We start from the raw sequence: 12,889 nt of genomic DNA, 5'->3' as shown, positions 1-12,889 counted from the left end.
CGGGGGACCTTTTTTTCTGGCCGGATGTCGTCCCGCTGCAGCGGGTGGGTTCTCATCTGCTGTAACGATCGAACATCATTTCGAAATCCTGTGCGGAGTCCCTCATAGGATCAGAACGGTGCACCGTACGCGTGCAGTCCTCCCCCTTCTGGCCCGCCATCCATGACCCTCGTCAATGCGCCCTATCTGGGCATCGAACGCTTTGCGAACGACCGCAACAAAGAAAACTGGTCAAATGCGTCCGATCAGGATAAGAGCACGATCATCCGCACCGTCTATCAGCAGGTGCTCGGGCGGCAGTACATCATGGAGAGCGAGCGTCTCGAGGGCGCCGAATCCCTCTTCCGCAACGGCTATCTGAGTGTGCGCGAGTTCGTGAGGGCTGTGGCGAAGAGTGGTCTCTACCGCGCCAAGTTCTTCGAGAACTGCAATCCCTATCACTTCATCGAGCTCAACTTCAAGCATCTGCTGGGCCGTGCCCCCCAGAACAAGGCGGAGATGCTGCATCACTTCACCATCCTGCAGGATCAGGGTGTCGACGCCGAGATCGATTCCTACATCGACAGCGCCGAGTATCAGGAGCGCTTCGGGGAGGAAGTGGTCCCCTATCTGACCGGCTGGGATTACTCCGCTGGCCAGCAGGGCCGCCAATTCTCCTGGCTGATGCAGCTGGCCCGGGGCGCCGCGGCTTCGGTGAAAGGGGACACCGCCGGCACCAACTTCCGGCTCGGCAAGGCCCTGCACCAGGACCGTGCCGTTCCCGTGGTGAGCCCCAACGCCAAGGGTTCGGCCTTCCAGCCCAGCCAGGTGGCCAACGAATCGATCACCAAGATGGCCAAGGGCATCGGCCAGAAGGCCAAGGTGTATCGCATCGAAGTCACCGGACTCACCGAGTACCGGCTGCATAAGCGCAGCAACACGGTGCGTTTCGTGCCCTTCAACAAACTGCTGGAGGCCCAGCAGATGATCCATCGGCAGGGCGGACGGGTTGCCAGCGTGACCCCTGTGAACTGACGGCCAGATCCACCGCTCAGGTCCACTGCTCAGGTCCACGACCCGGTGCCTCCCGGCCCCATTCGGCGTGATGCCGAATGGGGCCTTTTTCATGGGCTGGCTGCAAGCAGATTGCTGCAGGATCGCGGGTCCTGAGTGTTCATCAAGGCACAGATCAAAGCCACGATTGGGGTGCCTGGGAGCCCCACGACTGGGCCCGGCCAGAGGAGACCAGCGGCTACCGATGACCCTTTGTAAACTTCACGGATCCTGGGGCGATTCTTTCAGACAATAAGTCCGTGCCCAGCACAGGTGAACGTCCACACGGCGTTCCCACCCCCCCCCTTACCCACCCCATCACGACGTTCGACGTCGAGAACAGGAGCTAACTCAATGTTCGACGCCTTCACCAAGGTCGTTGCTCAGGCTGATGCCCGCGGCGAATTCCTCAACGCTGGTCAGATCGACGCCCTGGCGTCGATGGTTGCCGAGAGCAACAAGCGCATGGATGCCGTGAACCGCATCACCTCCAACGCTTCCAAGATCGTCACCAACGCGGCCCGCGATCTGTTCGACCAACAGCCCGCCCTGATCGCTCCCGGCGGCAACGCCTACACCCATCGCCGCATGGCTGCCTGCCTGCGCGACATGGAGATCGTTCTCCGCTACGTCACCTACGCCATCTTCACCGGTGACGCCTCCGTCCTGGAAGATCGCTGCCTCAACGGCCTCCGCGAGACCTACCTCGCCCTCGGCGTGCCCGGCGCTTCCGTCGCTGAAGGCATCCGCAAGATGAAGGACGCTGCCATCGGCATCGCCAACGACCGCAACGGCATCACCCAGGGCGACTGCTCCTCCCTGATGTCCGAAATCGGCACCTACTTCGATCGCGCAGCCGCCGCTGTCGCCTGATCGGTCGTCGCCTGATCTCCGCCTCATCTTCCGGTTCACCTTCTCTCTAACCACCTTCAAATGAAGACTCCCCTCACCGAGGCCGTCGCTGCCGCTGATTCCCAGGGCCGCTTCCTCTCCAACACCGAGCTCAACGCCGCCTTCGGCCGCTTCGAGCGCGCCAAGAACGCCCTGGAAGCTGCCAAGGCCCTCACCGCCAACGCCGACTCCCTGGTGAACGGCGCCGCCCAGGCCGTCTACAACAAGTTCCCCTACACCACCCAGATGCAGGGGAGCAACTACGCCTCCGACGCCCGCGGCAAGGCCAAGTGTGCCCGTGACATCGGCTACTACCTCCGCATGGTCACCTACTGCCTGGTCGCCGGTGGCACCGGCCCCATGGATGAGTACCTCGTGGCCGGTCTCGACGAGATCAACCGCACCTTCGAGCTCTCCCCCTCCTGGTACGTCGAAGCCCTGACCTACATCAAGGCCAATCACGGCGTCTCCGGCGATGCCGGCGTCATCGCCAACAACTACATCGACTACGCCATCAGCGCTCTCGTCTGAGCTCTCGCGGCCATCGTTGTTCCGGGTCCCTTTCGGGGGACCCTTTTTTTCTGGCCGGAGTCCCGCCGGCCCCGGGGATGGCAGCATTCCCCGAGTCCCTCGCACCTGCGCAGAACCATGGCCGGTGACGGCGAACCGATCAGCGAAGCCGAGGCGCTTGAGCAGCTTCGCCAGACCGACGACCAGTCCCGTCAGTACTACGCGGCCTGGTGGCTGGGGCGCATGCGCAGCCGGCACCCGGAGGCCGTGCCCCTGCTGCTGGCTGCCCTCACCCAGCGACAGCCGCGGGATCCGGGTGCCGGCGTCGAGCACAACGCCGTGGCCCGCAACGCGGCCCGGGCCCTGGGCAAGATCGCCGATGCGCGGGCCATCCCTGAGCTGCTGGCCGTGCTCGACGACGCCGACGACGGCCTGCGGGAGGCCGCGGCCCGCTCCCTCGGCGAGCTTCGGGCGACGGCAGCGGTGCCCCTGCTGACCCGCCGGCTGGCCAGCGGCCCCGCCGTCGCCGGGGCCTGCCGCGACGACAGCCCCCGGCTGCAGGAACCCTGCGAAGCGATGCTGGAGGCCCTGGGGGCGATCGGGGAGGCCCGGGAGGAGGTGCTGGCGGTGATCCGCCCCTTCACCGCCCACGAGCGGCCCCTGGTCCGCAGCGCCGCCTGTCGCGCCCTGCTGCAGCTCACCGGCGAAACGGTCTGGGCCGACGAGCTGCTCGGCCTGCTGCAGCATCCCCAGCTGCAGGTGCGCCGCGCGGCCCTGATGGATCTGGGGGCGGTGGGATGGCGACCCGCCCTGGAGCCGATCCGACGCACCTTCGCCGAAAACAGCCTCAAGCTGATCGCCCTGCGGGGGCTGGTGGAACAGGGCCGCAGCAGTGCCAGCGGCGGCGAGGCGGACAGCGATGATGAGGCCCTCCTGATGGCGATGGACGCGCTGCTGTGATGACGGCCGGAAGCGGACATTCCCAGCGCGCCGCCGATCGGATCCGGGCTTTCGAGCAGGCCGGCAGCGCCGAGGCGCTGGTGGCGGCCACCCGGCGGCTGACCGACTGCGACGACCCCCTGGCCACCGTGCCCCAGCTGGTGCAGGTGCTGGGGTTCAACAATCCCGGTGCCGCCGTCGCCGCCGTGGACGGCCTGATCGCGATCGGCCCGGCGGCTGTCGGGCCCCTGCTGGCCAATCTGGATGCCCACAACTACGGCGCCAGGGCCTGGGCCGTCCGGGCCCTGGCGGGCATCGGCGACCCTCGCGGCCTCGAGGTGCTCGAGGACGCCCTGGGCACGGACGTCGGCCCCAGCGTGCGCCGGGCCGCCGCCAGGGGCCTGGGGGCCATGCGGCTGGAGAGCCTCGCCGAGCAGGAGCGGGAAGGGATCCGCCTGCGCTGCCTGGAGGCCCTCGAAGCGGGCCGCAGCGACGGCGAATGGGTCGTGCGCTATGCCGTAGCGGTGGGCTTCGAGGGCCTGGCGCTGCCGCTTGCGCCGCCCCATCCCCACCGCCAACGGGCCGTGGCGGGCCTCAGCCAGCTCCTGCAGCCGGAGCAGGAGGAGACTCTGGTGGTGCGCCTGCGGGCCGGTGTGGCCCTGAAGCGACTGGACTGCCGATGACCTCCCCTGATCCGACCGCCATCCTGTTCGTCTGCCTCGGCAACATCTGCCGCTCCCCGGCCGCCGAGGGGGTCTTCCTGCACCTGATCGCCCGCCAGGGGCTGGAGCAGGCCTTCACGGTGGACTCCGCCGGCACCGGCGACTGGCACGTGGGCCGCCCCGCCGACGCCCGCATGCGCAGCGCCGCCGCCCGCCGGGGCATCGTCCTGCCCAGCCGGGCCCGCCAGATCACGACGGACGACCTGAACCGCTTCGACCACGTGCTGACGATGGACCGGCAGAACCTGGAGGCGGTGCGCGGCCTCGCCGGGTCTGGGGAGGCCGCGGCCCGCATCGGCCCGCTCACCCGCTACTGCCGCCGCTACAGCGTCGAGGAGGTGCCCGACCCCTACTACGGCGGCGAGGAGGGCTTCGACCGGGTGCTGGACCTGCTGGAGGACGCCTGCGGGGGCCTGCTGGAGGCCCTCTTGGCCGACCAGGGCCCCGGCCGGAGCCGCCGCTAGGGGGTCTCGGATTCCTGCAGGGGAGAGGGGCCCCGCCAGGCGTCCTCCGGCACCCGCTCGCGGAACAGGTCGACCAGGCGCTGGATCACGGCGTCGATGGCCAGGCCGTCGGTGACCAGCTCCACGGCATCGTCCGCCTGGCGCAGGGGGGCCTCGGCGCGGCTGGAATCACGGTGATCCCGCTCGGCGATCTGGGCCTCCAGTTCCTCCAGGGCCGGCACGTCGAAGCCGCGCTGGGCCAGATCCGCCGCCCGGCGGCGGGCCCGCTCCGCCACCGTGGCCGTGAGGAACACCTTGCATTCGGCCTCCGGGAAGACGGCGGTGCCGATGTCGCGGCCCTCCGCCACCAGGCCGCCCCGCCGGCCCATGGCCTGCTGCTGGCGGGTGAGGGCCGCCCGCACGCAGGCGTGGGCGGCCACGGTGGAGACCTGGGCGGTGACCTCGGGCCCCCGGATCGCCGCACTGACCTCATGGCCGTTGACCCGCACCCGCTGCTCCCCGGCGGCGTCGGTCTCCAGCCGCAGGTCGAGGTCGTCGAGCAGGGGGGCGATCGCGGTGGGGTCGGCCGGGTCCACGCCCCGGTGCAGCACCCACCAGGTCAGGGCCCGGTACATGGCGCCCGTATCCAGATAAACAAGCCCCAGGCGGCGGGCGAAGGCCCGGGTGACCGTGCTCTTGCCCGCCCCGGCGGGGCCATCGATGGCGACGATCGGCGGACGGTTCATCAGAAAGATGTGGTCGATCAGGCGGGTGCTGCCGCAGCGGGCGGCTGCGGCGAGCAGGGAGATCCCGGTGGCGGCGGGCACCGGAGCCAGGGTAAGGGGATGGACGAGCTGCACATACTCGACACCGAGCCCTGCCGCCTCCAGGGCCCCGCTCACCGCCGCTGTCAGCGCTTCGGCGCTGCCGCTGCCGCCGCGCCAGAGCGTCAGCGCCGCCTGCAGGGCGGCCGGCAGGGCCGCCGCCTGGCCACGTTCCGTGGCGCTGAGGTAGCGATGGCGGGAGCTGCAGGCGAGTCCGTCGGCCTCCCGCACGGTGGCGCACCCCTGGACCGTCACCGGAAGGGCCAGATCGTTGACGACACGGCGCAGGATCGTGAGCTGCTGCCAGTCCTTCTCCCCGAGCAGGAGGCGATCGGGCCGCACCAGGGCCAGCAGGCGGCAGACGACGGTGGCGACCCCCTCGAAATGGCCGGGGCGTCCGGGGCCGCACAGAGAACGGCGCAGGCCGGCCGGGGGGACCACGGCGGTGAGCTCCGCCTCGCCGCCGGGGAACAGTTCCGCCACGGAGGGGGCGAAGAGGGCATCGGCCCCCGCCGCGGCCCCGAGGGCCGCATCGGCGGCCAGATCGCGGGGATAGCGGGCGAAATCCTCGGACGGCCCGAACTGGAGCGGATTGACGAACACGCTGAGCAGCACCGCGGGCCGGCCCGCGGGGACGGCCGCGGACGCCCGCCGCAGCAGCTGCTGATGGCCCTCGTGCAGGCTGCCCATGGTGGGCACGAAGTGGAGCGGCCGCCCGGCCTGGCCGCGGCGCCAGTCGCTCAGGTCGGCCAGGGTCTGCAGCAATCGCACCGGCACAAAGCAAAAGCCCATCCGCCAGATTGGCGGATGGGCCGGACTCAGAGCTGCGGGCTGGCGCCGGCTTGAGGGATCAGGGCAGGACTTCCAGCTTCACGTCAGCGATGCCGCTGGCGGTGAGGCCGAGCTCCTGGGCGGCACCGTGGGCCAGATCGATCACCCGCCGGCCATGGAAGGGGCCGCGATCATTGATGCGCACCACGGCCGAACGGCCGTTCCAGAGGTTGGTGACGCGCACCATGGTGCCGAAGGGGAGGGTGCGGTGGGCGGCTGTGAGGGTGCCGGGGCGAAGCACCTCCCCACTGGCGGTGCGGTTACCGAAGAAGCCGGGTCCATACCAGCTGGCCTGGCCGGTGGTGACCCGACCGGCGGAAGCGATCAGATTGCTGGCCGTGGGAACGGGGCGGATCTCGTCGAGGAAGCGCTCCCAGTCGGAGGGGAAGTCGGCGGGGCGAATGGCAACGGAACTCCCTGGCGCCTGCGTGGCAGTAAGGGAGCCGGCCTGGGCCGGGGCGATGCTGCTGGTGAAGAGGAGGGCGGCGGTGCCCAGGAGTTGAGTGACTCGCATGACAGGCGGAAATCACCGGCGGAGCAGGGAAACGAGGACAGGGACGTCTTCGGAGACTGCATTCGGACGCTGAGGACAACCGGAACCAGAAGCGGTGTTGGCTGTGGTGAACGGAACCGAATGGGCCTGGTGAATTCCTTACAGGAAATGACAACCCCGGAAAACTATCCGAAGTCCGCAGGGCCCCAATGGACCCCGGAAGGCCCCCTGGATCGATCAGTTTTCTTCATCTTTGCCACCCTTCCAGGCGTCCACTGGCCTGACTGGCCCATCGGCGCTACCGAAACATCAGCGGATTTGATTGCTCCCATAAGCCCCGGCGATGGGAGCATGGGCCAATCGCGGGATCGTCCACGTCCAGGGCCCCTCCGGCGCCTCCCCAGCCCCCCGCGGCCCCGTGCCGATGCAGGATCGGTGCAGCGCTGACCCTTGCCCCATGGACTATCGCTCTGCCGGCGTGGACGTGGTCGCCGGCCGCGCCTTCGTGGAACGGATCCGGGACAGCGTCGAGACGACCCGACGGCCGGAGGTGCTGGGCGGACTGGGGGGCTTCGGCGGGCTCTGCCGGCTGCCGGCCGGGATGAAGCGTCCGCTGCTGGTGGCGGGAACCGACGGAGTGGGCACCAAGCTCGAACTGGCCCAGGCCCACGGGGCCCACCACGGGGTGGGCATCGATCTGGTGGCGATGTGCGTCAACGACGTGATCACCAGCGGCGCCGAGCCCCTCTTCTTCCTTGATTACATCGCCACCGGCAAGCTCGGCCCCGAAGCCATGGCCGAGGTGGTGGAGGGCATCGCCGATGGCTGCCGCCAGAGCGGCTGTGCCCTGCTGGGGGGCGAGACGGCGGAGATGCCGGGCTTCTACGGCGAAGGCCGCTACGACCTGGCCGGGTTCTGCGTGGCGGTGGTGGAGGAGGAGGACAGGATCGACGGTGCCCGGGTGGGGGCCGGCGACCGGATCGTCGCCGTGGCCAGCAGCGGCGTCCACAGCAATGGCTTCAGCCTGGTGCGGCGCATCCTCGAGGCCGAAGCCGTCGATGCCGGCACGCCGCTGCCGGCCACCGGCCAGGGGCTGATCGACGCCCTGCTCACCCCCACCTTTCTCTATGCCGCCCTGGTGAAGGAGCTGCGTCGCTCCGGGCTGCCTCTGCACGCCATGGCCCACATCACCGGCGGCGGCCTGCCAGAGAACCTGCCCCGCTGCCTGCCGCCGGGGGTCCACGCCGTGGTGGACCCCGGCAGCTGGGAGCGCCCGCCCCTGTTCCGCTGGCTGCAGGAGAAGGGAGAGGTGCCGGAGGCCGACCTCTGGAACACCTTCAATCTCGGGGTCGGCTTCTGTCTGGTGGTGCCACCGGTGGCCCTGCCCGCCGTCCTCGACCTCTGCCGCTCCTCGGGCCACCAGGCCTGGGAGCTGGGTGTCGTCGCCGCGGGCGACCCGGGGGAAACCCCCCTGGCCGGATTGCCGCACTGAGGCGACGCCGGCCCGGATGCACCGCTTTCCCTAAGGTCATCAGCGTCTTTGCCGACACGACCAGGCCCCCTTCCGCTCCGACGAGTTCGTTGCCCGATGTTCGATACGTCCAGACGCATCACGCGCCGCCGCAGTTCCGCCGGCCCGATTCCGCCCCAGCGCCCCCAGCAGCCCCGCCCCCGCCTGCGCGATGGCGGGGCGCCGATGCAGCGGGAAGGCTCGGGCGGCCAGCGCCCCACCTTCCTGACCCTGAGGGACCACGGCAAGGTCTATGTGGCCGACCTGCCGCGCCTGTCCGACGGCCAGCTCACCCATATCCATAAGGAGGCCCAGGACGTCTTCGACAGCCTCAACCGCCGCCTTCAGGAGCTGGAGGACCAGACCTTCCTGAGCGAGGCCGACCAGGACACCCGGATCCGGGCGACCACCAAGCGGGACATCACCCAGCGGTTCCTCAACTCGATCGTCCAGGAACAGGAGCTGCGGCGTTCCAACCCGGCCCTGCGGGCGGCGGCGGGCGAATCCCTGGCCCGCGCCTTCCTTGAGCTGGCCCGCCATCGGCTGCCCGGCTCCACCTTCGACTCCCTGCTGCAGGAGGCCCTCAGCGCCTGCGGTCCCGGTGAGGACGGCGCCCTCAGCGGCGAAACGGCCGATCCCCAGGTGGTGCGGCTCCTTCAGCGGGCCGAGGCCCCCCAGCCGCGGCCGGCGGCCCTGCCGGTGGTGTTGAGTCCCGACCCGGCCGACGCCCTCAGCGCCTGAGACCTTCAGTCGCTCTGGAAGGGGTTGGCCGGCATGCGCACCTCGCCACGCAGAGCCACCCGGTCCAGATCCTGCCGCTCCTCTTCCGCCAGGCACCAGGCGGCGGCCGCCGCCGCCGCTTCCGCCTGATCGGGGCGGCGCAGCCCCACCAGGGGCAGGGCGCCATGGGCCCGGCACCAGTTGATCGCCACGGCCGCCATCGGGGCGTCGTGGGCGCGGGCGATCCGCTCCATGGTCTGCAGCAGGGGCTGGATGCGGGGCCCCAGCCTTCGGAACAGCAGGCCCCGGGGTCCCGCCGGCCGCGCCGCCCGGGCCTCCCCGGGGGGCTGGGCCAGCAGCCCCAGGGCCAGGGGGCTGTAGGCCAGCAGCTCGATGCCCAGCTCCCGGCAGACCGGCGCCACCCCCTGCGCCCCGAGGGCGTCGGGGGCCAGCAGGGACAGCTGCACCTGCAGGCTGGCCAGACGCAGGCCGCGCCGGGCCAGCTGGTCGTGCACCCGGCGCAGGCGGCGCGGCCCCAGGTTGGAGACCCCCAGGCTGCCCACCCGGCCCCGGGCCACCAGATCCGCCAGTCCCTCCAGCAGCGCGCCCTCCTGCCAGGGGGCATAGCGGGTCGTGCTCCAGTGCAGCTGCACCCGATCCAGATGGCCCCTCAGCCGCCCCAGGGACGCCTCGAAGGCCGCGTCGAACCCCCGTCGGCCCAGGCGCCAGGGGAACGGGGCCAGCTTGGTGGCCACGGTCAGACGCTGGCGCGGGGCTGGCGGCAGGGCGGCGACGAAGTCGCCCAGGAGCGACTCGCTGCGCCCCCCATAACGGCCGGTGCCATAGGAATCGGCCGTATCGAAGAACGTCAGACCCAGGTCCACCGCACGGCGGAAACAGGCGGCCAGGGTGTCGTCCTGGGAGGGGTCGTAGCCCCAGAGGAACTGGTTGCCCCAGGCCCAGGTGCCGACCCCGACCCCGGGGACGACCGACGGCGGTGGAGCGGGCAGGATGTCGGCCATGGCGATCACGCGCGTCCCGGTCCGTTGCCATGATCGACCCGACTCTCCCCCCGGGGACCCGCGATGACCATCCCTCCGGGCGTCGGGCCGGCCTCCGCCCCGAACCAGCCCATCGCCGCGGCGCCTGCCGCCGCGGCCACCCCCCCTGGCCCCGCCGCCGACCCGGTGCTCTGCCACCACTGCGGCCGGACCGCCGGCAACGGGATCAGCTGCCAGGGCATCTGCGTCGCCGATTCGGGCTATTGACGCTCCGGCCGGGCCCGGCGGCCCTGGCGGGGCTGAGCCTGCTGCTGGCCCTGGGCACCCTCTCGGCACCCCTGGGGGCCCAGGGGCTGTCGGGCGACGATTTCGGCCGCTGGGAAAGGCCCCTGCGCCGCTGCAGCGTCATCACCCCCTCCGGCGCGGGCCCGACGCCGACCCCGGCCAGCTGCCGCCTGCTGCGGCTGGACCAGCAGATGGAGGGTCTGCTCAGTGTCCGGTTCCTGGAGCCCGGTGGCGACACCTCCTTTCTCGATCGCCAGCTGGTCTTCGCCGGGGTGCTGGCGGAAGGTTCTGCCGCCATGGCCTGTGAGCGGAGCCGCTGCGAGCCGCGCTGGCCGGTGCGGCTGCGGGTCAGCGCCGTGGGGCAGGCGGGATACGGTGACGGGGAGGCCGCCCTCGGGCTGACCAGGGCCGAGCTGGCCAGCGGCCAGTGCCTGCTCGACGACCGCGCCTTTCGCTGCGAGGCCACCGGCCCGGATGGTCGGCAGTGGCGGGTGGACGCCGCCCCCTGAGCGGGCCGGAGACGGGACGGGATGGCCAGGAGAGCAAGGGGGAGGCGGAGATGACGATCGGCAACGAAGGCCACAGACAGCACCCCACTCTTCAGATTCTCTTTATGATTGATCCGTTCGGGAGATGGCCATGCCCCCATCCACGTCTCTGCTGGCCCTGGTGGGCGTCGTGGGCTTCGCCATCATCTCGCTGCTCATGGGCGTTCTTCCCTGAGCCGTCACGACGGGACGACCGAACGCCGCCGCTAGGGTGCCGACGATCCGCCCGCCGGCATGTCGACCAAAGACGCCTTCACCCGCATCTACCAACGTGACACCTGGGGCGGTGGCTCGGGACAGGGGTCCAGGCCGGAGTTCAACGGCGAATACATCGCCACCCTGCAGCGCTTTCTGCAGCTCAACGACATCGGCAGCGTCGTTGATTTCGGGTGTGGCGACTGGCAGTTCTCCCGCCTGATCCACTGGGGGGACATCACCTACACGGGGGTCGACATCGTCGATTCGGTGGTGGCCGCCAACCGCGAACGCCACGCCAGCGACACGGTTCACTTCCAGCTGTTCGACGACCTCGCCAGCCTCCCCCCCGCCGATCTGATCCTGGTCAAGGATGTGCTGCAGCACCTTCCCAACCAACTGGTGCGGGATTATCTCGACCATTTCAAGAGCAAGTATCGCTGGCTGATCATCACCAACGACGATCTGCCCCAGTCGAACCTCAATCAGGAAATCGACGCGGGGGCGTGGCGGCCGCTGCGCCTGGATCTTCCGCCCTTCGAGGAACATTGCTCCACCCTGGCCCAGTGGGTGGTGCTCACGGAATCCTCCATGAGTCTGCACAGGAAACGGGCGGAACTGCTGCTCGGGCGGGGACCTCGACGCCCCCCCGGCCGGCCGGACGATCAGACCCGCTGAAGATCCGACGGGTGAATGATCAGTGGTGGGGTCGGAGAACGGTGGGCCGACCACCACGAATCCTTCACCAGTTGCCGACCCGTTTGAGCGCGGTGTAGTACTCGATGATGGCATCCTCCAGAATGGCCCTGGGGGTGGAAGGCAGCTGAATTCTTTCGCGATAGGCCTGGATCTTTTCAATCATCTCCAGACATTCCTCGCTGAGAAGCGCCACGAACGGATCCGGCTCTTCCGGGGAATTGGCTGCCACCGCAGTCCTCATTCGGCATGTCCGGTGCAGTCTGCCACCGATGGGCGGTCACCGTGCCGGAGCCTCCCCTGCGGGGGGAGCGGCCAGGGAACCCCCGGTTGTTGCAGAGGCGGCACCCAGATTCGAACTGGGGATAAAGGATTTGCAATCCTCTGCCTTACCACTTGGCCATGCCGCCTGCCGGGGAGCAAACTCCCCGCAGCGGATCGTATCAGCCATGGCATGTCCTCCCCCCGTCTGCTGGTTCTGAGCAACGGCCATGGGGAGGACCTGATCGCCCTGCGGCTGATCGAGGCCCTCAGGCGGCAGGCCCCCGGGCTGGAGGTCGATGTGCTGCCGCTGGTGGGGGTCGGCCAGGCCTACGCCGGCGCCGAGGCGGCCGGCGACCTGCGGCGGGTCGGACCGCGGCAGCCGCTGCCCAGCGGCGGCTTCAGCAACCAGAGCCTGCGGGGACTGCTGGGCGATCTGGCCGCCGGGTTGCCGCTCCTGAGCTGGCGCCAGTGGCGGATCGTGCGGCGCTGGGGCCGGCAGGGCCTGCCGATCCTGGCGGTGGGGGACCTGCTGCCCCTGCTGCTGGCCTGGGCCGGCGGCGGCCCCTACGGCTTCCTCGGCACCCCGAAGAGCGACCACACCTGGGCCTCACCGGCTCCGGCCGGCTGGGGCCGCTCCCCCCTGGCCGATGGCTACCACCGGGCCAAGGGCAGCGAATGGGATCCCTGGGAATGGGCCCTGATGGGCCGGCGCCGCTGCCGGCTGGTGGCGGTGCGGGATCGCCTCACCGCCCGGGGGCTGCGGCGCCACGGGGTGCCGGCCGTCGCCCCGGGCAATCCGATGATGGATGGCTTCCCCCCCGCCCCGCCGCTGCCCGCCTGGCTGCAGGGGCGGCGCCGGCTGCTGCTGCTGCCCGGCAGTCGCCTGCCCGAGGCCCTCGGCAACCTGCGCGGCCTGCTGGAGGCCCTGCCGCCGGTCGAGGGGTGCCCAGCGATGAGCGTGCTGCTGGCCACCGGCTCCCGTCAC

Annotated in this window: 16 protein-coding genes and 1 tRNA gene; 12 read left to right on the top strand and 5 right to left on the bottom strand. The window is 70.3% G+C overall.

What is annotated here, in order from left to right; translation table 11 throughout:
- Positions 1–162: 162 nt before the first annotated feature.
- The 6 genes from KBY81_RS09795 (at position 163) to KBY81_RS09770 (ending at position 4,558) form a co-directional block, all read left to right on the top strand.
- The gene (locus KBY81_RS09795; RefSeq protein WP_254976388.1) at positions 163–1,014 is read left to right on the top strand and encodes a phycobilisome rod-core linker polypeptide; all 852 of its coding nucleotides are present in this window, start codon (positions 163–165) and stop codon (positions 1,012–1,014) included.
- A 372-nt stretch (positions 1,015–1,386) separates the two neighbouring features.
- Positions 1,387–1,905, top strand: coding sequence for a phycocyanin subunit beta (locus KBY81_RS09790; RefSeq protein ID WP_106221918.1), 519 nt, complete (start codon positions 1,387–1,389; stop codon positions 1,903–1,905).
- 60 nt (positions 1,906–1,965) lie between these two features.
- Positions 1,966–2,454: a phycocyanin subunit alpha gene (gene cpcA, locus KBY81_RS09785; RefSeq protein ID WP_015109240.1), complete on the top strand. Its 489-nt coding sequence runs from the start codon at positions 1,966–1,968 to the stop codon at positions 2,452–2,454.
- A gap of 117 nt (positions 2,455–2,571) precedes the next feature.
- Positions 2,572–3,393: a HEAT repeat domain-containing protein gene (locus KBY81_RS09780; protein WP_254972368.1), complete on the top strand. Its 822-nt coding sequence runs from the start codon at positions 2,572–2,574 to the stop codon at positions 3,391–3,393.
- Positions 3,393–4,055: a HEAT repeat domain-containing protein gene (locus tag KBY81_RS09775; protein ID WP_254976387.1), complete on the top strand. Its 663-nt coding sequence runs from the start codon at positions 3,393–3,395 to the stop codon at positions 4,053–4,055. The genes KBY81_RS09780 and KBY81_RS09775 overlap by 1 nt, the downstream gene beginning before the upstream one ends.
- Positions 4,052–4,558 (top strand): low molecular weight protein-tyrosine-phosphatase, encoded by a 507-nt coding sequence (locus KBY81_RS09770; RefSeq protein WP_254976386.1) that lies wholly within the window; start codon positions 4,052–4,054, stop codon positions 4,556–4,558. The genes KBY81_RS09775 and KBY81_RS09770 overlap by 4 nt, the downstream gene beginning before the upstream one ends.
- On the opposite strand, the gene KBY81_RS09765 is transcribed toward KBY81_RS09770, so the two are convergent.
- Positions 4,555–6,153 (bottom strand): bifunctional pantoate--beta-alanine ligase/(d)CMP kinase, encoded by a 1,599-nt coding sequence (locus KBY81_RS09765; protein ID WP_254976385.1) that lies wholly within the window; start codon positions 6,151–6,153, stop codon positions 4,555–4,557. The two genes, KBY81_RS09770 and KBY81_RS09765, sit on opposite strands and share 4 nt — an antisense overlap.
- 58 nt (positions 6,154–6,211) lie before the next feature.
- Positions 6,212–6,706, bottom strand: coding sequence for a septal ring lytic transglycosylase RlpA family protein (locus KBY81_RS09760; RefSeq protein ID WP_106221908.1), 495 nt, complete (start codon positions 6,704–6,706; stop codon positions 6,212–6,214).
- A 436-nt stretch (positions 6,707–7,142) separates the two neighbouring features.
- On the opposite strand from KBY81_RS09760, the gene purM reads away from it, so the two are divergent.
- Both purM and KBY81_RS09750 read left to right on the top strand, forming a co-directional pair.
- Positions 7,143–8,177, top strand: coding sequence for a phosphoribosylformylglycinamidine cyclo-ligase (purM, locus tag KBY81_RS09755; protein ID WP_254976384.1), 1,035 nt, complete (start codon positions 7,143–7,145; stop codon positions 8,175–8,177).
- A 96-nt stretch (positions 8,178–8,273) separates the two neighbouring features.
- On the top strand, positions 8,274–8,936 hold the full coding sequence (locus KBY81_RS09750; RefSeq protein WP_254976383.1) for a hypothetical protein: 663 nt from the start codon (positions 8,274–8,276) through the stop codon (positions 8,934–8,936).
- Between the two features lie 5 nt (positions 8,937–8,941).
- Here KBY81_RS09750 and KBY81_RS09745 read toward each other — a convergent pair whose 3' ends face one another.
- Positions 8,942–9,937 (bottom strand): aldo/keto reductase, encoded by a 996-nt coding sequence (locus KBY81_RS09745; RefSeq protein ID WP_254976382.1) that lies wholly within the window; start codon positions 9,935–9,937, stop codon positions 8,942–8,944.
- 63 nt (positions 9,938–10,000) lie between these two features.
- On the opposite strand from KBY81_RS09745, the gene KBY81_RS09740 reads away from it, so the two are divergent.
- The 3 genes from KBY81_RS09740 (at position 10,001) to KBY81_RS09730 (ending at position 11,622) form a co-directional block, all read left to right on the top strand.
- A complete protein-coding gene (locus KBY81_RS09740; RefSeq protein WP_254976381.1) occupies positions 10,001–10,183 on the top strand; it encodes a hypothetical protein in 183 nt (60 codons plus the stop codon).
- Positions 10,180–10,710 (top strand): hypothetical protein, encoded by a 531-nt coding sequence (locus KBY81_RS09735; protein WP_254976380.1) that lies wholly within the window; start codon positions 10,180–10,182, stop codon positions 10,708–10,710. The genes KBY81_RS09740 and KBY81_RS09735 overlap by 4 nt, the downstream gene beginning before the upstream one ends.
- A gap of 273 nt (positions 10,711–10,983) precedes the next feature.
- Entirely contained in the window at positions 10,984–11,622 is a 639-nt protein-coding gene (locus KBY81_RS09730; protein WP_254972376.1) for a trans-aconitate 2-methyltransferase, read from the top strand.
- Between the two features lie 64 nt (positions 11,623–11,686).
- Here KBY81_RS09730 and KBY81_RS09725 read toward each other — a convergent pair whose 3' ends face one another.
- Positions 11,687–11,872 carry a hypothetical protein gene (locus tag KBY81_RS09725; RefSeq protein ID WP_146134626.1) on the bottom strand — a complete coding sequence of 62 codons (186 nt, stop codon included), beginning with the start codon at positions 11,870–11,872 and terminating at the stop codon, positions 11,687–11,689.
- Positions 11,873–11,979: 107 nt separating this feature from the next.
- Positions 11,980–12,050: transfer RNA gene (locus KBY81_RS09720), tRNA-Cys, on the bottom strand.
- Between the two features lie 44 nt (positions 12,051–12,094).
- On the opposite strand from KBY81_RS09720, the gene KBY81_RS09715 reads away from it, so the two are divergent.
- Positions 12,095–12,889 (top strand): lipid-A-disaccharide synthase-related protein (locus tag KBY81_RS09715; RefSeq protein WP_254976379.1); only part of this gene is annotated, 795 nt, incomplete at its 3' end.

Origin of the sequence: Cyanobium sp. Lug-B (assembly GCF_024345635.1) — a bacterium.
Lineage (GTDB): Bacteria > Cyanobacteriota > Cyanobacteriia > PCC-6307 > Cyanobiaceae > Cyanobium > Cyanobium minutissimum.
The sequence above is the reverse complement of the archived record's forward strand: the minus strand, read 5'-3'. Positions and strand labels throughout refer to the sequence as shown.